Source organism: Pseudoalteromonas sp. MQS005, assembly GCF_001661605.1.
Taxonomy (GTDB): Bacteria; Pseudomonadota; Gammaproteobacteria; order Enterobacterales; family Alteromonadaceae; genus Pseudoalteromonas; species Pseudoalteromonas tetraodonis.
This window is the reverse complement of sequence record NZ_LYRQ01000067.1, coordinates 1-20,375: the sequence shown is the minus strand read 5'-3', so window position 1 is coordinate 20,375 and position 20,375 is coordinate 1. Positions and strand designations below refer to the sequence as shown.

General features: G+C 38.9%; 18 protein-coding genes. 16 read left to right on the top strand and 2 right to left on the bottom strand.

Features of this window, described 5'->3' with window-relative positions; genetic code table 11:
- The first annotated feature begins 656 nt into the window (after nucleotides 1-656).
- From A9479_RS17630 to A9479_RS17600, 7 genes are all read left to right on the top strand, one after another.
- Nucleotides 657-2,243 carry an ABC-F family ATPase gene (locus A9479_RS17630; RefSeq protein WP_082918352.1) on the top strand — a complete coding sequence of 529 codons (1,587 nt, stop codon included), beginning with the start codon at nucleotides 657-659 and terminating at the stop codon, nucleotides 2,241-2,243.
- A gap of 153 nt (nucleotides 2,244-2,396) precedes the next feature.
- Complete coding sequence (purE, locus tag A9479_RS17625) at nucleotides 2,397-2,879, top strand: 5-(carboxyamino)imidazole ribonucleotide mutase (RefSeq protein ID WP_013464946.1); 483 nt, start codon at nucleotides 2,397-2,399, stop codon at nucleotides 2,877-2,879.
- Nucleotides 2,880-2,881: 2 nt separating this feature from the next.
- Nucleotides 2,882-4,027, top strand: a complete 1,146-nt coding sequence (locus A9479_RS17620) for a 5-(carboxyamino)imidazole ribonucleotide synthase (protein WP_064664141.1) — start codon at nucleotides 2,882-2,884, stop codon at nucleotides 4,025-4,027.
- A gap of 69 nt (nucleotides 4,028-4,096) precedes the next feature.
- Nucleotides 4,097-4,321 carry a DUF2798 domain-containing protein gene (locus tag A9479_RS17615; RefSeq protein WP_013464944.1) on the top strand — a complete coding sequence of 75 codons (225 nt, stop codon included), beginning with the start codon at nucleotides 4,097-4,099 and terminating at the stop codon, nucleotides 4,319-4,321.
- Nucleotides 4,322-4,325: 4 nt separating this feature from the next.
- Nucleotides 4,326-5,255: a YeiH family protein gene (locus tag A9479_RS17610; RefSeq protein WP_064664140.1), complete on the top strand. Its 930-nt coding sequence runs from the start codon at nucleotides 4,326-4,328 to the stop codon at nucleotides 5,253-5,255.
- A complete protein-coding gene (locus A9479_RS17605) occupies nucleotides 5,255-6,424 on the top strand; it encodes an endonuclease/exonuclease/phosphatase family protein (RefSeq protein ID WP_064664139.1) in 1,170 nt (389 codons plus the stop codon). Before A9479_RS17610 ends, A9479_RS17605 begins: the two co-directional genes overlap by 1 nt.
- Before the next feature lie 105 nt (nucleotides 6,425-6,529).
- Entirely contained in the window at nucleotides 6,530-9,031 is a 2,502-nt protein-coding gene (locus A9479_RS17600; RefSeq protein ID WP_064664138.1) for a prolyl oligopeptidase family serine peptidase, read from the top strand.
- 38 nt (nucleotides 9,032-9,069) lie between these two features.
- On the opposite strand, the gene rrtA is transcribed toward A9479_RS17600, so the two are convergent.
- Entirely contained in the window at nucleotides 9,070-9,663 is a 594-nt protein-coding gene (gene rrtA, locus A9479_RS17595) for a rhombosortase (protein WP_064664137.1), read from the bottom strand.
- 97 nt (nucleotides 9,664-9,760) lie between these two features.
- Between rrtA and ggt the strand changes: the two genes are divergently transcribed.
- The 3 genes from ggt to A9479_RS17575 all read left to right on the top strand — a co-directional run bounded on the left by ggt (nucleotide 9,761) and on the right by A9479_RS17575 (nucleotide 14,424).
- On the top strand, nucleotides 9,761-11,539 hold the full coding sequence (ggt, locus tag A9479_RS17590) for a gamma-glutamyltransferase (RefSeq protein ID WP_064664136.1): 1,779 nt from the start codon (nucleotides 9,761-9,763) through the stop codon (nucleotides 11,537-11,539).
- Nucleotides 11,540-11,907: 368 nt separating this feature from the next.
- A complete protein-coding gene (locus A9479_RS17580) occupies nucleotides 11,908-13,602 on the top strand; it encodes an NAD-dependent malic enzyme (protein WP_028835240.1) in 1,695 nt (564 codons plus the stop codon).
- Between the two features lie 111 nt (nucleotides 13,603-13,713).
- Nucleotides 13,714-14,424: an SIMPL domain-containing protein gene (locus A9479_RS17575; RefSeq protein WP_064664135.1), complete on the top strand. Its 711-nt coding sequence runs from the start codon at nucleotides 13,714-13,716 to the stop codon at nucleotides 14,422-14,424.
- Between the two features lie 85 nt (nucleotides 14,425-14,509).
- Here the strand turns inward: A9479_RS17575 and A9479_RS17570 are convergent, their stop codons facing one another.
- Nucleotides 14,510-15,871, bottom strand: a complete 1,362-nt coding sequence (locus A9479_RS17570; protein WP_064664134.1) for a DUF2254 domain-containing protein — start codon at nucleotides 15,869-15,871, stop codon at nucleotides 14,510-14,512.
- 120 nt (nucleotides 15,872-15,991) lie between these two features.
- Here A9479_RS17570 and A9479_RS17565 point away from each other — a divergent pair, with 120 nt between their 5' ends.
- The 6 genes from A9479_RS17565 to A9479_RS17540 all read left to right on the top strand — a co-directional run bounded on the left by A9479_RS17565 (nucleotide 15,992) and on the right by A9479_RS17540 (nucleotide 20,165).
- The gene (locus tag A9479_RS17565; RefSeq protein WP_024602502.1) at nucleotides 15,992-16,360 is read left to right on the top strand and encodes an MAPEG family protein; all 369 of its coding nucleotides are present in this window, start codon (nucleotides 15,992-15,994) and stop codon (nucleotides 16,358-16,360) included.
- Between the two features lie 6 nt (nucleotides 16,361-16,366).
- Complete coding sequence (locus A9479_RS17560; RefSeq protein WP_028835243.1) at nucleotides 16,367-17,266, top strand: hypothetical protein; 900 nt, start codon at nucleotides 16,367-16,369, stop codon at nucleotides 17,264-17,266.
- Nucleotides 17,267-17,272: 6 nt separating this feature from the next.
- Complete coding sequence (locus A9479_RS17555) at nucleotides 17,273-17,905, top strand: sulfotransferase (protein WP_024602504.1); 633 nt, start codon at nucleotides 17,273-17,275, stop codon at nucleotides 17,903-17,905.
- 74 nt (nucleotides 17,906-17,979) lie between these two features.
- Nucleotides 17,980-18,552: a tRNA-(ms[2]io[6]A)-hydroxylase gene (locus A9479_RS17550; RefSeq protein ID WP_013464932.1), complete on the top strand. Its 573-nt coding sequence runs from the start codon at nucleotides 17,980-17,982 to the stop codon at nucleotides 18,550-18,552.
- Nucleotides 18,553-18,743: 191 nt separating this feature from the next.
- Nucleotides 18,744-19,712 carry an ATP-dependent 6-phosphofructokinase gene (locus tag A9479_RS17545; protein WP_064664133.1) on the top strand — a complete coding sequence of 323 codons (969 nt, stop codon included), beginning with the start codon at nucleotides 18,744-18,746 and terminating at the stop codon, nucleotides 19,710-19,712.
- Between the two features lie 27 nt (nucleotides 19,713-19,739).
- Entirely contained in the window at nucleotides 19,740-20,165 is a 426-nt protein-coding gene (locus tag A9479_RS17540; protein ID WP_064664132.1) for a DUF1090 domain-containing protein, read from the top strand.
- The last annotated feature ends 210 nt before the right edge of the window (nucleotides 20,166-20,375 follow it).

Genomic DNA, 20,375 nt, shown 5'->3' with positions numbered 1-20,375 from the left:
CCAATCGTTCTTGGTCGAAAGATCGGATCTCGGAACAGGCATTTAGTTCAATTTTCTTAAACGAGATTCAGGTTAGTTACTAAATTCGAAGTCGTGCAGACTAGCAAAGCAATAAAAGGCTCAAAAGTGAAAAATTATCAATGACAATTAGCATAAAACACGCAGCTTGTTCATTTTAAGTTAATGCTGTTTTTATTTTGTAGCCGTATAAACTACCATTTAATTTTGGAATAAGACGTTAGGCTTAAATGTAGGAGAGGGTGTGTTGAATTTTTTTCATAGTTGCACCTGTCGGCATGGGTAGAGCTAAAACTCTAATACTATAAAAAACGTTAATATAGCCGTATTAATTGTTAATAAAAGTAAAATGCGACCAAGTCGCCTGTAAACGCGATTAAATAATTTATAAAGGGTTTTATGCTAGTTGTTTTTTGTTAAACATTTTTTTACTGCATCAACAGTACAATAATGAGTTTTACTCACCTTTTTAGCACATTTACTCGCCTAGTACTTTGGCTATTTAATTGCTTTTATAGTTAATAAACAGCCACCGTTTACTTTGAGTTTGGTGCTATAAACTTTCATAGAAAAAAACGGTGATTTGGTTTAAACTGCGCGAAATTTAAATACTTCAGTCTCCCTTGGAGGGTAGCGCTATTATTAGTACAGCTAACATCACCATGCAATTTGGTGCTAAACCGTTATTTGAAAATATCTCAGCTAAATTTGGCGAATCAAACCGTTATGGTTTAATTGGTGCTAATGGTTGTGGTAAGTCGACCTTTATGAAAATCCTTAGTGGTGAATTAGAACCATCTTCGGGTAACGTAAGTACTGATCCAAATGAGCGCGTTGCTAAACTAAACCAAGATCAATTCGCCTACGAAGAATATTCTGTTATTGATACCGTGATTATGGGTCATAAAGAATTGTGGGATATCAAACAAGAACGTGACCGTATATATAGCCTACCTGAAATGAGTGAAGAAGACGGCATGAAAGTAGCCGATCTTGAAACTGAATTTGCTGAAATGGACGGTTACTCGGCTGAATCTAAAGCGGGTGAGTTACTATTAGGCGTGGGTATTACTACAGAGCAGCATTACGGACCTATGTCAGAAATTGCACCAGGTTTTAAACTTCGTGTGCTTCTAGCTCAAGTGTTGTTTTCAGACCCTGATATCATGCTGCTTGATGAGCCTACCAATAACTTGGACATTTATACAATTAAGTGGCTTGAAGATGTATTGAATCAACGTGACTGTACCATGATCATCATCTCGCATGATCGTCACTTTTTAAATTCGGTATGTACGCACATGGCCGATATTGACTACGGTGAACTACGTATTTACCCGGGTAACTACGATGAATACATGTTTGCAGCTACTCAAGCACGCGAACGTTTACTAAGTGAAAACGCCAAAAAGAAAAGCCAAATAGCAGAGCTTCAACAATTTGTATCGCGCTTTTCTGCCAACGCATCAAAGGCAAAGCAAGCCACTTCACGTGCAAAACGAATTGATAAAATTCAATTAGACGAAGTAAAAGCGTCGTCACGTCAAACACCTTTTATTCGTTTTGAACAAGAAAAGCAGTTATTTCGTAACGCACTAGAAATGACTAGCTTATCTCAAGGTTTTGAAGAAACTTTATTCTCAGGCCTTGAGGGGTTGGTTGAAGTAGGTGAACGCATTGCTATTATTGGTGAAAATGGTGTGGGTAAAACAACATTATTAAACACTTTAGCAGGACGTTTAGCGCCTAAAAGCGGTGAGTTTAAATGGTCTGAAAATGCAAACATTGGCTACTATGCACAAGATCATGCCGATGAGTTTGAAAAAGACATGAATTTGTTTGAGTGGATGGAGCAATGGCAACAAGAGGGCGACGATGAGCAAGTAGTGCGTAGCTTCTTGGGTCGTATGTTGTTTTCACAAAACGATATAAAAAAATCAGTAAAAGTAATATCTGGTGGTGAGCAAGGTCGTATGCTGTTTGGTAAAATCATGATGCATAAACCAAATATCTTATTAATGGATGAGCCAACCAACCACATGGATATGGAATCAATTGAAGCGCTTAACTTAGCACTTGAAGCGTATGAAGGTACCTTGATGTTTGTGTCACACGACCGTCAGTTTGTATCATCAGTTGCCACCCGTATTTGGGAAATTAAAGACGGTAAAGTTATCGACTTTAGAGGTAACTACTCAGAATATTTAGCGAGTAAAGAAGCTTAATTGCTGATTGTTTCGCTGTTTAAAAAAAGCCATGTTTAACATGGCTTTTTTATTGCCTGCTGGTCGCATTAGTGCAGCATTTAAGTATATAATACCCGCCATAAAACCGGACATAAGTCCGCTATTTTTAAAATACATTACTGAGGAGTATTTATGACTGTTGGCATTATTATGGGTTCTAAATCAGATTGGCCAACCATGGAACACGCCGCCCTTATGCTAGAAAAATTTGGCATTGAGTATGAAACTAAAGTGGTTTCTGCCCACCGCACTCCTCAATTACTTGCCGATTACGCAAGTTCAGCCGCAGAACGCGGTATTAAAGTTATTATTGCAGGCGCAGGTGGCGCGGCGCACTTACCGGGAATGGCGGCAGCGTTTACATCTCTGCCAGTTTTAGGCGTACCCGTTAAATCTAAAGCGCTAAACGGTGTAGACTCTCTGTTATCTATTTGCCAAATGCCAAAAGGTGTTGCGGTAGGTACCCTTGCTATTGGTGAGCCCGGTGCTGCAAACGCAGGTTTATTAGCGGCACAAATTTTAGGATGTCAAAACCCAGAAATCTTCGCAAAAATCGAAGCGTTCCGTAAAGAACAAACTGAGACTGTTTTAGCTAACCCAAATCCTGCAGAGTGATCATGAATATTTTAATTTTAGGGGCAGGGCAGCTAGCACGAATGATGAGCTTAGCCGGTGCACCGCTTAATTTAAATGTGGTTGCTTATGATGTAGGCAGCAAAAAGATTGTACATCCGCTTACAAACGAAGTGTACCCAACAACGCTCGAACAGGCGATAGAAAACGCTGATGCTATTACGGCCGAGTTTGAACATATTCCAGATGATGTACTTACACAGTGTTGTAATAGCAATAAGTTTTATCCGGGCAAACAAGCCATTAAAACCGGTGGCGACCGTGCGCTTGAAAAAGCGCTCCTAGATAAAACCGCTGTTGCATGCGCGCCATATCAATTAATTACAGAAAAAGCGCATCTTGAACTCGCGGTTCAAACACTTGGTAAGCCATTAGTCATTAAAACATGCCAAGCGGGTTACGATGGTAAAGGCCAATGGCGTTTAAAATCAGACGATCAAATTGAGCAAATTTGGGCTGAAATGGCTGATTTTATTGCATCAGGCACTGAGCACGCTCCGCACACCATAATTGCAGAAAAAATGATCCCGTTTGATCGTGAAGTCTCTATTATTGGTGCGCGCGATAAACACGGCCATGTTGCTATTTATCCATTAACTGAAAACGAGCACACCGAGGGTGTGTTAACGCTTTCGGTTGCAGGTAAAAACAATAATAGCCAACTAGAGCAACAAGCAATCACGGCATTTACCCGAATTGCGAATGAGCTTAATTATGTGGGTGTACTCGCCATTGAGTTTTTTGATGTGCAAGGTACATTACTGGTTAATGAAATTGCGCCGCGAGTTCATAACTCAGGCCATTGGACGCAACAAGGTGCTCATTGCTCGCAATTTGAAAACCATATGCGCGCTGTTGCCGGCCTACCTTTAGGTAGTACGCAACTTAAGCAACCGACTGCTATGATAAATGTATTAGGCCAAGCACAAATCCCTACTGATGTGTTAAAAACTGCGGATGTAACCAGCCATTGGTACGGTAAAAGTGTAAAACCTGGTCGCAAAATGGGCCACATTAATGTATCTGCTGATAATTTACAGCAATTAGGTGAACGCCTTGGTGAACTCGCAATGTGTTTACCAGAGCAAGATTACCCCGGTGTATTAGCTACCAGCAAATCGCTATTATAAGTTAAAAAACAAAGCGATAAATTGAACTTAACTTCAATATATCGCTTTACCTTCTAAAGGTTCTTTTCAATGATCCATCCAAAGTTTCGTACTATTGTGTTTGCCTTTTTTATGGCACTTTTCATGTCAGGTTTTATGTCGTTAGTTATTTCTCTATTTAATGTTGGTATGGTCGATAACATCGTATCTATCTGGCTTAAAGCGTGGTTATTTGCCTTTTGTATTGCCTTTCCAACGGTTATATTTGTTGCCCCCGTTGTCCATAAACTGACTAATAAACTCATTCGCGCTTAACGTTATGATTATCGCTAAATTACATAAACCTGTATTTATAATATTACTGGCTTTGTGCATCACTTCATTTATTGGCGCTGGTAGTGCCTTGGTTATGGGGGCGTTATTTGCGATTACCTTGGGTAACCCGTTTGCTGAGTTATCACAAAAGGCCAGCAAATGGATGCTAAAGTTGGCGGTTGTGGGGCTGGGGTTTGCTGTTGATTTTAATCAGGTAATTGAGGTTGGTCGCAGCTCTTTAGTGTTAACAATTGTCAGTATTACTGCCATAATTGGGCTTGGCGAAATTTTAACTCAAGTGTTTAAACTTAATCGTAACACAGGCGTGTTAATTTCCTTTGGAACCGCTATTTGTGGTGGTAGCGCTATTGCGGCCATGGCACCGGTTATAAAAGCCAAAGATCATGAAGTTGCTGTGGCGCTGGGTATCGTATTTTTACTCAATGGTGTAGGGTTATTATTGTTCCCTGCAATTGGGCACTATTTTGAATTGACCCAAGAGCAGTTTGGATTATGGGCTGCACTTGCAATTCATGATACCAGCAGCGTGGTAGGTGCATCGGCTACTTATGGTGCAGTGGCACTGAGCATAGCAACAACAGTGAAGCTTACTCGTGCTATGTGGATTATTCCATACACTACGCTTGCGGGTGTGTTTATGCGCTCAGATGAAAAGGCAAGTATTCCATTATTTATTGTAGGCTTTTTATTAGCCGCATTAATTAATACCTATGTGCCGTCGCTTTCATCTTATTGGGAGCTGATAAACATTGCAGCGAAGCAAATACTAGTGATGACATTGTTTTTAATTGGCAGTGGTTTGTCGTTATCGGTACTAAAGCAAGCGGGAATTAAACCGTTTTTAATGGCTGTGATTCTTTGGATCGTGGTTAGCAGTGTTATTTTATTATTAATTATAGATGGATTCATATAATGAGACATGATCTCGGTATTAAAATTATTGGTGGCTTTTTATTGTCACTGGTTTCAGCAAGCTATGTTCACGCAGAGTCATTACGGGTCGCAACGTTTAATGTCAGTATGGATGCAACCAATTACACCGCTAAAAATGAAAAAGTAAAAAGCGATGCCTTAGTTAACGCGCTGCGCTCTGACCACCAGCAAATTAAAAATATTGCTGAAATAATTCAACGCGTTCGTCCAGATGTGGTGCTTTTAAATGAATTTGACTACGTCCCTAAATCACAAGGGATAGAATACTTTAAAACCCATTACTTAAATGTAGGGCAAAATGATCAAGCGGCTATCGATTATCCTTATGTTTACATTGCACCAGTTAACACAGGCTTAGCCACAGAGTTTGATTTAGACAACGATGGCAAAAAAAATGGTGTGATGGGTGATGCGCAAGGTTTTGGATTTTTTGAAGGCCACTACGCAATGGCGTTTTTGTCTCGTTACCCCATTGATTTTGACAACATCAGAACCCTGCAAACGTTTAAGCACAAAGATTTACCGAATGTGAAAATGCCGGTAGATCCAAAAACCAATACAAATTGGTACAACGAAGAAGAATGGAATGCTTTACGTTTAAGCTCTAAATCGTTTTGGGATATACCGGTAAAAGTAAATGATAAAGTCGTTCACATGTTAGCCTCGCATCCTAAGCCGCCTGTGTTTGATGGAGATGAAGACAGAAACGGCATTCGTAATCATGATGAAATTAGATTAATTGCCGATTACGTTAATAACGAAAGTTACCTGTATGACGATAACGGTAAAAAGGGCGGCCTTGCAGCAAAATCGCGCTTTGTGATTTTAGGTGACCTAAATGCCGCCCCTGAGGGCGATAAAAAGCGCACAAATACAACAGATCAGTTACTTAAAAGCCCGATGATTAATGCCGGTTTTATTCCAACCAGTGAGGGCGCTAAAGAGCAATACCCACAAGCTTATGCTAAAAATTACACTGCTAATTGGCAAGCACGCGTTGATTATGTTCTGCCTTCAAATTATGGACTAACCATTAAAGATGGTGGCGTATTTTGGCCGAAAAAACAAAGCGAATTGTACCGTTTAATCAAAGATAGAAACGCATCAAGTGACCACCGTATGGTATGGCTTGATTTAACGGTTGAATAAACGGGTTACTCACCCCGATATCAGCGTTGTTTATCTTAAATAATTGCAATTATAAAGGTGCTTCTGCTTAAATACGGTTAATTATAATAACCGTCAAGAAGCACTATGATTTTTAAATTTTCATCTTCTAAAACACTTGTTGCAATGGCTGTTGCGTCAAGTGTTATGTTAGCGGGCTGTACAGCAACCGCCACAACTTCTAATGACTCAGCTATTCAAACAAATACCAAGGTTGCAAGTGTTGTTAACACACCTGCAGACATGGGTGTCTCAAAAATTACGCTTGAACAAGCGATGGCTCACCCTGATTGGATTGGACGTCAACCGCAAGGTGCATTTTGGAGTGCTGACTCAAGTACTGTTATTTACGCGCGAAAACAACAAGGTAGTGAGCTAAGAGATTTATTCACTCAAGCTGTAAACGCTCAAACAGCAGAGCAAGTGGCTTTAAATCAGCTTCACAGCGTAGGCTCAAGTAAAGCTGTTTTTTCTAACGATAAATCACTTCAAGCTTATGTGTTTGAAGGCAACATATTTATTAAAAACGTACAGTCAGGCGTAATTAAGCAAATTACGCAAAGCTCAGCCACCGAGTCAAAGCCACAATTTTTAAACGATGGTAACTTAGCGTATCGCCAAGGTAATATCTTTTTTAAAGTAGATTTAACCACAGGTTTAACCCGTGAAATTGCTAATTTAAAACTGGCTGACAAACCACAAGGCGTAAAAGAGCCAACAACTTATATTGCCAAAGAACAACATAAGCTGATTGATTACATTGCACTGCAGCATAAAAACAAACAAGACAAGTATGCGCGAAATGAGCAAGTCAAAACTCAAAATAGCTCAATTGCCAACACGCATTACTATTTAGGCGATGGCAACACGGTTGATGAAGCCGAGCTTTCTCCAAATGGCGACGCGTTAATTGTGGTTGTTCAAGAAAAAAGTTCATGGCGTGGTGAAGGCGACATTATGCCTAACTACATCACTGATGATGCGACTATAGAGCCTAAAAAAGTTCGCCGTCGTGTGGCTGACGCTAAAGAGCAAACTTCTGAAATTATTTATATTAACCTTGCAGATCAAAGCCAAACTACTTTAGGGTTTAATACCTTGCCTGGTTTTGATGAAGATGTACTCGCTGAGATTAAAAAAGAAAACTATGCCCGCGATGGCAAAACGTATAAGTCTAAGAAACAACCGCGTGGCATTAATGTAATTTCAGACTGGGGATGGGATCAATCGCCTATCAGCTGGAACGATGATGGCAGCCAAGTGGCGATTATGCTTGAAGCATGGGATAACAAAGATCGTTGGTTGGCCACTGTTGATTTTGAAAATAATAAACTCGTATCTCAACACCGTTTACATGACGATGCGTGGATTGCGTATGCGTTTAACGACTTTGGTTGGTTAAATGACTCAACCACGCTTTATTATTTATCGGAAGAGTCGGGGTACAGTCAGCTTTATAAAAAACCTTTAAATGGCAAAGCTATAGCTTTAACACAAGGTCAGTTTGAAGTGTCTGACTTAACCCTTACTGATGACAATAGTGCTATTTACTATAAAGCGAATATTGAGCATCCGGGTCTTTACGAAATATACCGCGTTAATCCACAAACAGGTGTTAGTGAGCAAGTAACCGACTTAAACGGTATGACGGATTACACCTTAAGCCCTGATCAATCTAAGTTATTACTTAGACATTCTAAAATCACTATGCCGACTGAACTTTATGTGGCAGAGGCTAAAGCAAACACAACCGCGACTCGTTTAACCAATACGGTATCTGATGCGTTTTTAGCTAAAAAACTCACAGCGCCTAAAATTGTTGCTGTGCCATCAAGTCATACAGATCAGCCCATATACGCCAAAGTCTATTACCCCGCTGATTACCAAGAGGGTGAAACAGGCAAAACCCGCAAAGCGGTTATTTTTAACCACGGTGCTGGGTACTTGCAAAATTCACACATGGGGTGGTCTGGCTACTTTCGTGAATTTATGTTCCATTCATTACTAGCAGATGAAGGTTATGTAGTAATGGATATGGATTACCGCGCATCTAAAGGCTATGGTCGTGATTGGCGAACGGCTATTTATCGCCAAATGGGAACACCTGAAACACAAGATCTAGCCGATGGCGTAAAATGGATGGCGGATAATGCCAATGTTAATACCCAAGCGGTAGGGACTTACGGTGGCTCTTATGGTGGGTTTATGACCTTCATGGCGTTATTTACCGCACCAGACTTGTTTCAATCAGGCGCAGCGCTTCGTCCAGTGACTGATTGGGCTCATTACAACACAGGTTATACGGCTAACATTTTGAATCATCCTGATGTTGACCCGATAGCCTATGAGCGTAGTTCACCTATTTATTATGCAGAAGGGCTTAAAAAGCATTTATTAATAAATGCGCCTATGGTTGATGATAACGTGTTCTTTCAAGATTCAGTACGTTTAGTACAGCGTTTAATAGAACTTGAAAAAGAAAACTTTGAAACAGCAATCTTCCCAGTAGAACCGCATGGTTTTGTTCAGCCTTCGAGCTGGTTAGATGAATACCGTCGAATTTATAAACTGTTTAAAGAAACGCTTTAATCGACTAAAAATAAAAACGCCACTTATGTGGCGTTTTTTTAACTGTGTTTATTATCGTTTTTGATGTGTTTTACAACCAGCGGCACAGCTAATAAAACCCCACCAATTGCGCCAATTAAATGCGCATCAACGGCCACCGTTGATTGAATAAGTTGACCAATTTCTGCGCTTGGACCATTAACTTGCTCAAGAATAAGTTTTATCCATACGCCAATAAACAAGATATAACCTGATTTTAGCCCAACAGTGACATCTTTTATGGCCCCCCACACGATCACGCCATGCAATAGCGCACTCAGCCCTGTATAAATAATGATTGTTGGACAAAACCAATAAACCCCCAAGCCACACCAAAGCGCAAGGAGTGCAATATTAAAGCTGTATTGCTTAGATGTAGTGTATTCACCATGCAATAACCAAATAAGCGCGATACCAGCACAATTTAAACCTAAGTGTATCCAGTTGGCATGTACAAATTGGCTGGTAAATAAACGCCATAGTTGGCCTTGTTCAATTAATGGGCGATTAAACTCAAGCTCATTGTTCATACCAAGCCATGCTAAGAGCGTACTTAATACAATTAAACACAAGGGGGGTAAAACATAACGCGGCTGAAGGGGTAAATTAAGCATTTAATGATCATTTTTTTATATTTATTTTTGCATATTGTGCCTGTTTAACTTTAAGATGCCAATTATCTTCCATGCAATTTAAGTTTAATCAGTAATTATGAATTTTAAGCTCAACTCTTTATTTGCTCTCTCTTTAAGTGCACTGTCTTTACCTTTATTTGCACAGCAAGCAAGCCAAATTGAAACCCGTGAACCAGAAGCCGCCACAGGGGTAGTACAAAAGCAGTTAGTACCTGGCGATAAATACATGGTTGCAGCTGCAAATCCTTATGCCTCACAAGCGGGTAAGGCCATTTTAGCCCAAGGCGGAAGCGCCGTTGATGCGGCTATTGCCACCCAATTAGTGCTTACATTAGTTGAGCCGCAATCATCAGGCATTGGTGGTGGTACGTTTATGATGTATTACAACAAAGCTAACAATAAACTCACCAGTTTTGATGGTCGCGAAACAGCCCCCAGTAATGCCGATGAAAACCTGTTTTTAAATGAACATGGCAAAGCTGTTAAATGGATTGAAGCAGTTGTAGGTGGTCGCTCGGTGGGTGTACCAGGTATTTTACATGCGTTTGCAAGTGCCCATAAACAATATGGTAACTTGCCATGGGCAACGTTATTTAAGCCAGCTATTGCGCTTGCTGAACAAGGGTTTGAAGTATCTCCACGATTACATGGTTTACTCGTTAGGCAGTTAAACCCTGGTGTTATGAGTATGCCGGTCATAAATGAGTATTTTTTTCCCAATGGTGAAGTGATCAAAGTAGGCAGTATTAAAAAAAATCAGCCGCTTGCTAATTTATACAAAGACATTGCCTCACAAGGGATTGACGCTTTTTATAAAGGTGATAATGCAAAAGCCATGGTAAGTGCAGTGCAGAAATCAAAAATTGCACCGGGTAAATTATCTGAGCAAGATCTTGCTGACTACACCAGCAAAGAGCGCGCCCCTGTATGTATTAAATACCGCGTTTACAAAGTGTGCTCAATGGCACCACCTAGTAGTGGCGGTGTAGCGGTGCTACAAATTTTAGGCTTGCTTGAACACAAAGACATGGCCAATATTAAAGCTAATAGCGCAGAGGCTATTCATTACTTTAGCCAAGCATCGCGCATTGCGTTTGCCGATCGAAATAAATACATTGGCGATCCTGATTTTACCCAAGTCCCTACCGAGGAGTTATTAAACAAAGACTATATCGCCACCCGCGCAAAATTGATCACTGAAAAAGATCAAAAAGCATTTCCTGGTGATCCAGTTGATTACTTAAGCTACGCAAATGATGACTCTTTTGAACTTCCGTCTACGTCACATGTCTCGATTGTTGATAGCAAAGGCAATGCTGTTTCGATGACCAGCTCTATAGAAATGGCGTTTGGTTCGACGGTCATGGTTAATGGCTTCATTTTAAACAATCAGCTGACTGATTTTTCACTCTCGCCGCGTAAAAATGGCAAGTTAGTGGCTAACAGAGTAGAAGCCCATAAACGTCCGCGCAGCTCAATGTCACCCGTGATGGTATTTAATCAAGATGGGAGCTTACGTTTAGTGGTCGGCTCTCCTGGTGGTAGTCGCATTATTGATTATGTAGCGCAAGTTGTTATTGGCGTTTTAGATTGGGATTTGAATGCGCAACAAGCCATTAATTTACCGCGTACCACTAATCGCAACGACTACACCAGCATTGAAAAAGGCACTGCACTTGAAGCGGTGGTACCAAAGCTTAAAAAGCGCGGCCATGATGTGCGCGTGATTGACTTAAACTCTGGGCTGCATGCGGTAGAAGTTAAAAACAACCGTTTGTATGGCGCCGCCGATCCTCGCAGGGAAGGGATGGCATTATCGGATTTAAGTAATAATAAAGCCTCATTTAAATTCTAAAACATGTATAATCAACAGCAGGTTTGCAGCTAATGTATTACCTGCTGTTATTTATGTAACAGCTTAATAGTTAATGATTATTTGATTGAAAATAGTATGTTAACTAACGTAAAAAATTAGCAAATCTAAAAATAACTGACACTGTTGTAATCATTGCACACAGCAAACGCTGGTCTAATGCCCGTTTTAATTTTTATAAACTCACAACAGCCAGCTAACATATTCACCAAATATGAGTGGCTTTATACTAAAGTAGCGCTTGTATTTGTAAATTTTCAATGGTCTGACAAGCTTAAATGTCATTGCAATTTAGCCTTTAACAATGATAATGGCAGATCATTACTTAAGATTCAGTAAAGCTTGGAAATATGACTACAAATACCGATCCAAATTATCTTTATATTCCTTATTCTGGCCCAGGCCTAATTGAAACCCCGCTATTGAATAAAGGAAGTGCTTTTAGCCAAAAAGAACGTGAAAACTTTAATCTTGCTGGTTTACTTCCTCCTCGTTACGAAACAATAGAAGAGCAAGTTGAGCGTTGTTACCAACAGTACTCAAGTTTTAACGACAACTTAAATAAGCACATTTATTTACGCGCCATTCAAGATAATAACGAAACGCTTTATTACCGATTAGTGCGCGATCATATCGAAGAAATGATGCCTATTATCTACACCCCAACGGTGGGTGATGCGTGTGAAAAGTTTTCTGATATTTATCGCAGTGCCCGTGGTTTATTTATTTCCTATGAAGATCGCTTTCACATTGACGATATTTTACGTAATGCCACAAAAGGCAAAGTAAAAGTGATTGTTGTTACCGACGGTGAGCGTATTTTAGGCCTTGGCGACCAAGGTATTGGCGGTATGGGCATTCCAATTGGTAAACTTTCTTTGTATACCGCGTGTGGCGGTATTAGCCCAGCCTATACGTTACCGGTTATGCTCGATGTGGGAACCAATAACGAAAAATTATTAAACGACCCAATGTACATGGGTGCCCGCCATAAACGTATTGCACAAGATGAATACGATGAGTTTTTAGATTTATTCATTAAAGCAGTTAAACGTCGCTGGCCAAATGTGTTACTGCAGTTTGAAGATTTTGCTCAGCCTAATGCAATGCCATTGTTAAAGCGTTACCGCAATGAAATTTGTAGCTTTAATGATGATATTCAAGGAACTGCATCGGTCACTGTGGGTTCTTTATTAGCAGCATGTCGTGTTAAAGGTGCTAAATTATCAACTCAAAAAGTTGTTTTTGTAGGCGCAGGCTCTGCAGGCTGTGGTATTGCTGAACAAATTGTTAGCACTATGGTTGCTGAGGGTATTAGTGAAGCACAGGCACGTAGCCAAGTCTTTATGGTTGACCGTTTTGGCTTATTAACAGATGGTATGCAAGGCTTACGTGACTTTCAACAAATGCTTGCACAACCAACTAGCTGCTTAGCTGATTGGACCTACAGCGGTGAATACGCGTCGTTATTAGATGTAATGCATTGTGCTGAACCAGATATTTTAATTGGTGTATCAGGCCAACCCGGTTTATTTACCGAACAAGTCATTCGCGCTATGCATGCTAAATGTGAATCGCCAATTATTTTCCCGTTAAGTAATCCATCTAAGCAAGTTGAAGCGTATCCAGAAGATGTAATTAAATGGACCGATGGCAAAGCAATTGTTGCAACTGGCAGCCCATTCGACCCAGTTGTTTATAACGGTGTGACTTACCCAATTCCACAATGTAATAATAGTTACATATTCCCAGGTATTGGCTTAGGTGTTATTGCCGCCAAAGCAACCCGTATTACCGATGCGATGCTAATAATGTCGAGCGAAATGTTGGCTGAGTCGTCACCTTTAGCTAATACAGGTAAAGGCAGCTTACTACCAGCACTGACTGAAATTGAAACGCTTAGTAAACGTATTGCGTTTGCAGTGGCTAAAAAAGCAATTGAAGAGGGCGTTGCCCTTGAAATTTCAGACGATGCGCTGTGGGCAGCCATCGACAAAAACTACTGGTTACCAAAATACCGTAACTACAAGCGTTGCAGCATTTAATTACAGTAGAGATTAAAAAAACAGGCTTTTGCCTGTTTTTTTATGCTTGTTCATCTTTAATTAACCGCATAAGGTGTTAACTGAGGCAATCAAATTTAAAAGGATAGACTTATGAAAACGCTTTCGATTTTAACCGCCGCATTACTCAGTACATCAGCTTATGCGAGCAACGCCCCAGAAGAGCCGCATATTTATGTTAAAGGTGAAGCTTCACTAACGACGATGCCGGATCATGTTTTATTAACGGTGGGCATTACTGAAATAGATAAAGACTTAATTGCAGCAAAAAAACAAACCGATACCACTATGGCCAGTGCAATAAGTTTAGTAAAAAAACTCGGGGTAGATGATGCGGATATTAATGCCGGTCAAATTTCTATATACCGTGATAACCAATATAATCGTGAAACAGGTAAACAAGAGTTTACTGGCTTTAAAGTATCAAGAACGCTCACTATTAAACTCTCTGCAATTAATAAATACCCTGAATTACTACAAAGCTTAGTTAATAATGGCATTAATGAAATTAGACAAACGCAATTTTTAGCTAGCAACTACGATGAGCTGCATAAAAAAGCACAAAAAATGGCAATTAAACAAGCCAAAGCCGCGGCAAAAGAGCTAAGTGACGACTTTGATGTAGAGTTAAAAGGCTTATATAGCGCGTCTTTAACCCCGCTTGATATACCATCTACACCGTACATGCGCAGTGAAAAAGTAATGATGGCAGACAGTGCACCTGGTAACTATGTCCCTGATGCCTATCATGCGGGTGAAATTACTATTAGTGCGTCAAGCTATGCAATTTATTATATAGATTAGGGTTTGATGATCTTTCAATACCAAATAGGCGCTGCCGAGGGCGATAACTCTTTGCCCCTCGGCAGAATAAATAGCTCTACAAAGCTTACTCGCTAATAGGTCGGTGCTGCTCAAAACGTGCCACCAACTGCTTACCTTGTAACTCACTAATTCGCACTATTGCTTGTAGCATATTTCTAATTTCTCGCCGGTCATACTCATTACAAATGTGCTGATTAATATCATCAACAATGGCACCTAAATAATTAAACACACTGTTTCGAGCTTCAACATCCTCGTTGGCAATAAACAAAATATTTTTAAATGCTTCAATAACATTGGTCATTACATAGGCATCTGCTTTGGCATAATTACGCAAAGGAGTGAAGTTATCGTGCAGTAATTCATCAAAACTGGTTTCATGAAAATAGAGTAAAGGGGCTTCTTCTGGTTGATAACACGCGTAGTTAATCGCATTAATCTTTAGGCGAGCAATCAATAAAATACTCAGCATATCAATAGCTTTAACCGCTGTGCCCGGATCGTTAATCCCTGGGCTCATTGCTTTAACCGCAATTTCAGAAATTTGGGTTAATCCATAACGGTAATGATCGCTAATGTATTCTTCTATATAAAAAATAAAGCAGTCTAAGATTTTCTCTATTAACTCTTCGTTTTCACAAATGTCTTTATTACACTTTAAGAACGGGTAGCCTTTAACGGTAAAGTAACCTTGCTTAACGGTAATAAAAAGTTCTATTTTTTCTTCAGCCAAAATAGCACACAGCTTATTTGTGTGAACCCCTTTGTAGTAACCCTCAGTAGTACTTTTTATTGAATGCCAATTTGAAAATTCAGGAAAGTTTTCAACGGGGTTATCGCCTTGTTTGTTGATGATGTCTTGGATCTCTTGTTTGGTTTGTCTAAATAAACCATTTAATACGTTATCAACCTGAATTGCTTTTGAAATAGAGTGAATAAAGAAAACGAACAAGCCCAAAGAAATCAAACCAAAAATTAATGCAAAGAGCACCCCTAATGAGGGTATTGCCGTATTTCCGTTATCTAACTTATTAATATTAATGAGCATTATAATAGAATAAATAATACTGCCTAAATAAAACCCTAATACCATTTGATGCGATTTACGGGTAATAAGCCCAGGAACGACTCTGGGTGACAAACTAGCGCTGGCCGCATTTAAAACCACCATCACCATAGAAAAACTAAATACGGTTAACGAAATAATACTGCCAGCTAAGGTGCTTAATATGGTTCGTGCGTTTTCTGCACTGTCTACTAATACAAATGAGATTAATGATTTAAATTGCTCTATAGGGGCTAAATACTCAACAGACATAGTGAGTACAGCAAAAATTAAAAACGCAACAGACAGTAGCGAGGGATAAAAGCCAATACTGTTTATTATTTCACGATAGTGATTGGTGATTTTTGTTCTTAAATACATATTATCCTTACTTATTACTATTCCAATGTATAAATTACTCTAGCATAGTTCATGATAAAACTACTGATTTACCACTTAACTTATGTGTTATTATTGCTGAAAAATTAAATGGACTATACTGTGATCATATCGAGCTATGCGGCCTTATTGGCCCTTTATTATATTTATTTGAGTGTTAATGTTATAAAAATACGTAAAGCCGAAGGGATTTCGTTAGGTAATGGCAGTAATACCGCGCTTGAACGTGCAACCCGAGCGCATGGTAATTTTATTGAGTACGTGCCAATTAGCTTAATTTTAGTTTTTTTATTGGAGTATCAGGGGTTAGCAAGTCATTATGTGCATGCGCTAGGCGGTTTATTATTTATCAGCCGTGTTGTTCATGGTTCTGCCATTATTAACAATAATTTAAAGGCACGTGGATTGAGCATGATGATCACCTTTGCTATTGTGATAGTAAGCGCGGTGTTATTACTTTTAAGTAGATAAACGATTATGCGGTTAGCTATTGTTTTTACATGTGTTTATTTTTTCAGTTCGCTGACATCATTTGCATGGGCAATAGAAAATAATAGCAAAAACACCGTTTCTAGTTTGCATGTTGTATACCCCAAAACAATGCGCAGTGGTGAAGATGAAATTTTTTACCCGTTAGTACTATTAAGAACAGCTCTGCAATTCAGCGGAGAAAATTTTACATTACAACCCTCAAGTATTTCGATGCCACAGAGCCGCTCGTTAAAGCAAATTCTTCATAATGATGAAATAAACGTAGCTTGGACCATGACCTCTAAACAGCGTGAGCAACAATTACTACCCGTTAGAGTGCCTATATTTAAGGGGTTATATGGGTGGCGTGTTTTGGTAACTACACAGGATAAAGTGAATACCTTATTAAACATCAATACCCTGAGCGACTTTAAAAGCATACATTTTATTCAAGGGCATGATTGGCCTGACACACAAATACTGCAGGATAACGGTTTAACTGTATCGACATCAATCGAATATAGTTCGTTATTTAATATGTTGATAAAAGGCCGAGGTGATGTATTTCCTCGTTCTGTGTTAGAGGTTGAAACTGAGCTCAATACCTTTAAAGATGAAGCCGGTGCGAACCTCACGATAGTGCCACACTTATTGTTGCAATACCCAAGTGCAATCTACTTCTTTTTTAGTAAAGAAAAGCCCGAAATAGCGCAAGCGGTTGAGAAAGGCTTAGCTATTATGCGTAAAAACGGTGAGTTTGATCGTTTGTTTAAGGCTTATCATCGCAGTGCGATTGAGCATGCAGATATAAAAAATAAAATCATCATTAAATTAAAAAACAATCAGTTACCCGCATTAACACCCCTTAATGATGCATCACTTTGGTTTTCAGAAAAAGACATTTAAAACGCCATGACACAAAAAATATTTATTATTGGTTTACCACGCACTGGGACGACTAGCGTATGTAATGCATTTTTAGATTTTGGTATACCTACTGCCCATACTGCTTACACTAACGCTTGTTTTGAAAATGCGGTGGCTATCGCAGACACACCCGTATTTAACGATTATCAAACATTAGATAAATATTACCCAGGTTCTAAATTTGTATATTTAAAGCGAGAACTTAGCGCTTGGTTGCCTTCAATCAAACAGCTTTTACTGCGTATGCATACTAATTTAACGCGTGCTGATGGGGGCTTTAATATTCATTTAAAGCGCTGTTACTTAAATACGTTTAGTGATTTTTCACTCGAAAACATTAATCAGGATGAATATTTAACTAATTGTTATAACACTCATTTTAATAGTGCTAATGCTTATTTTGCTGACCGGCCTAATGATTTTTTAGCCATTGACATAGCAAATCCCGAGAGTTTTAATAAGCTATGTGAGTTTTTAAATATTACCAGCAGCTTAGCTGGCTTTGAAAAAATGAACATGGGCGGTAAAGTCACTGCATGGAATGATATAAAGCACCCATTAAAAATTGAGTCAACGTCGAAAGGGCGGATTGATAAGTTTTTGCCTTATGAAAGTTAAATTTAAATCGCGATCAAAGATTTTTATTTTTAAATACGCTAAAATCCACGCATTATTTTATAAGTTGTATCCCTATGTTTGAATTAAAATACCACACGCCATTTGAATGGACCGAAGTTGTTTTAGCTGACTTCGAAACCTTTTTACAAGACCACGCTGCTGCTGAGAAAAAAGCATCTGGCATGGCTATGTCAATGCTTTCACATTATCCGGATAAGCGTAAATTAGTTAAAGCCATGACTGACTTAGCTCTTGAAGAGTTAATTCATTTTAAACAAGTGCTTAAACTATTAATTGAACGCGATACTAATTTGGGTGATGATAAAAAAGATCCATACATTAAACAAATTCGTGCACACTTTAGGCATGGTCGTGACGGTTTTTTAATGGACAGACTATTAGTAGGTGGGGTAATTGAGGCGAGGGGACATGAACGTTTTTCTTTAGTTGCCGAGGCACTACCTGAAGGAAAAGAAAAAGATTTTTATGTCGCAATTGCTAAATCAGAAGAAAAACATAAAAATTTATTTGTGGAACTCGCCTACGAATACTTTGATAAGCAAGAAGTTGACGAACGCTTAGACGAGTTACTAACAATAGAAGCCGAAATTTGTAAAAACATTCCTTTTACAGCGGCTCTTCATTAAAAATTACGGTATGTTGTTTTAAAAGCAAAAGCAACATACCAACTTTTCAATTTATAACTGCTCCCTTCATACTAATTAAACAATCAAATAAACCCTATGTAGATCAACTTTACTGCGCTTACTTTACACAGCCTACTCATAAACAGCTATTATGAATTATTAAAGTTTAGCTTATCGAAGGATATGAACCGATGCAGCCAATTAAACACATTGCCGTATTAACCTCAGGGGGCGATGCGCCTGGGATGAACACCGCATTATTTGCCATAGTAAAAACCGCTCAACAACACGGAATAAAAGTGTCGGGCGTTCGAAAAGGGTTTGAGGGTTTAATTGATAATGATTTAGTGACACTTGATTTCAAAAACCTACAACAAACCATGCACTTAGGTGGTACTGTGTTAAAAACAGCGCGTAGTGAAAGATTTAGAGGTGATGCCGGTAGAAATCAAGCACTAGCCACAATTGAACATAATAATATTGACGCTTTAATTGTGATAGGTGGAGATGGCTCCTTTAGAGGGTGTTTATGGTTATCACAAATTACTGACATACCGTATATAGGCATTCCAGGCACTATTGATAATGATATTGCGGGTACAGATTACACCTTAGGGTTTGATACCGCAGTAAACACATCAATGCAATGTATTGATAATATTAGAGATACTGCAGAATCACATAATAGGGTGTTTGTTATTGAAGTAATGGGACGTGATTCTGGTTATATTGGCACTTATGCCGGTTTAACCTCTGGCGCCGATTCGATATTAATACCTGAAAGTGATGAAGACATAACTTATTTAGTGGATAAAATTAGCGATTATCACAGTGAGCATGCTTTTATTGTGGTGGTATCTGAAGGTGATGAAATTGGCGTTGAATATATATGTGAGAAAATAAGTGCCGTTAATCCCAGTATAGATTTGCGCGTAACTAAGCTAGGGCACTTACAACGCGGCGGTAATCCATCTGCAGCGGATCGTATGTTAGCAATAAGATTAGGCGTACACAGTGTTAAGGCTTTATGTGCTGGAGAAAGCGCTAAAATGGTGGGTATTTTAAATAACAAAGTATCAAATACTCCTATGCAAGATGTTGTAAAACAACATGTTATAAATGAAGAGCTGCAAGGGCTGTTATCTGTATTTTGCCGCTAACAATGAATTAAAGAGGAATAATGACCAATGCGAGATAATAAAAACTCTAAAATGACGATTATTAAAGGTATTACAATAAGTTTTTTATTTGCCGGTTCAACAGTCGTATTGGCCAAAGATGATTGTGCAGATTTAACGGGGTGTGCGAAAAAAGCCTGTGAAGTTAACCACCAGTTATTAACTGCAAAACGCCAAGGTAATTCACACCAAGTTGCAGGCCTTAATAAAGCACTCAATAATATAAACGCATATTGTACTCATGATGGATTAAAAGCAGAGTTGCAACAAAAAATAGATGATACCAATAGCGAAATTGAAGAATATAAAACCGATCTTAAAAAAGCTAAGCGCCAAGGTAAGCATGACAAAGTTGAAAAGTATCAGCAAAAGCTAAACGACAAAACTAAACAGCTTAAGCAATTAATTGATGAGCTAAATAGTTTGATTGATTAAAATGTCATTACAGCGTTTTTATATTTAATAAAGTAGAGCATATTACTATAAATAAATAATGTGCGAATAAAAGGGCTAAAATACCATGTTTATAAGTGACGTAATTGCCGATAGTTAGTTTGCTTAAGTACATACATATGCTATTTAACATAATATAAATTATAGGTAGTTATATATCTATATATAAGCAGCTCTCTATTTTAAAAGCTT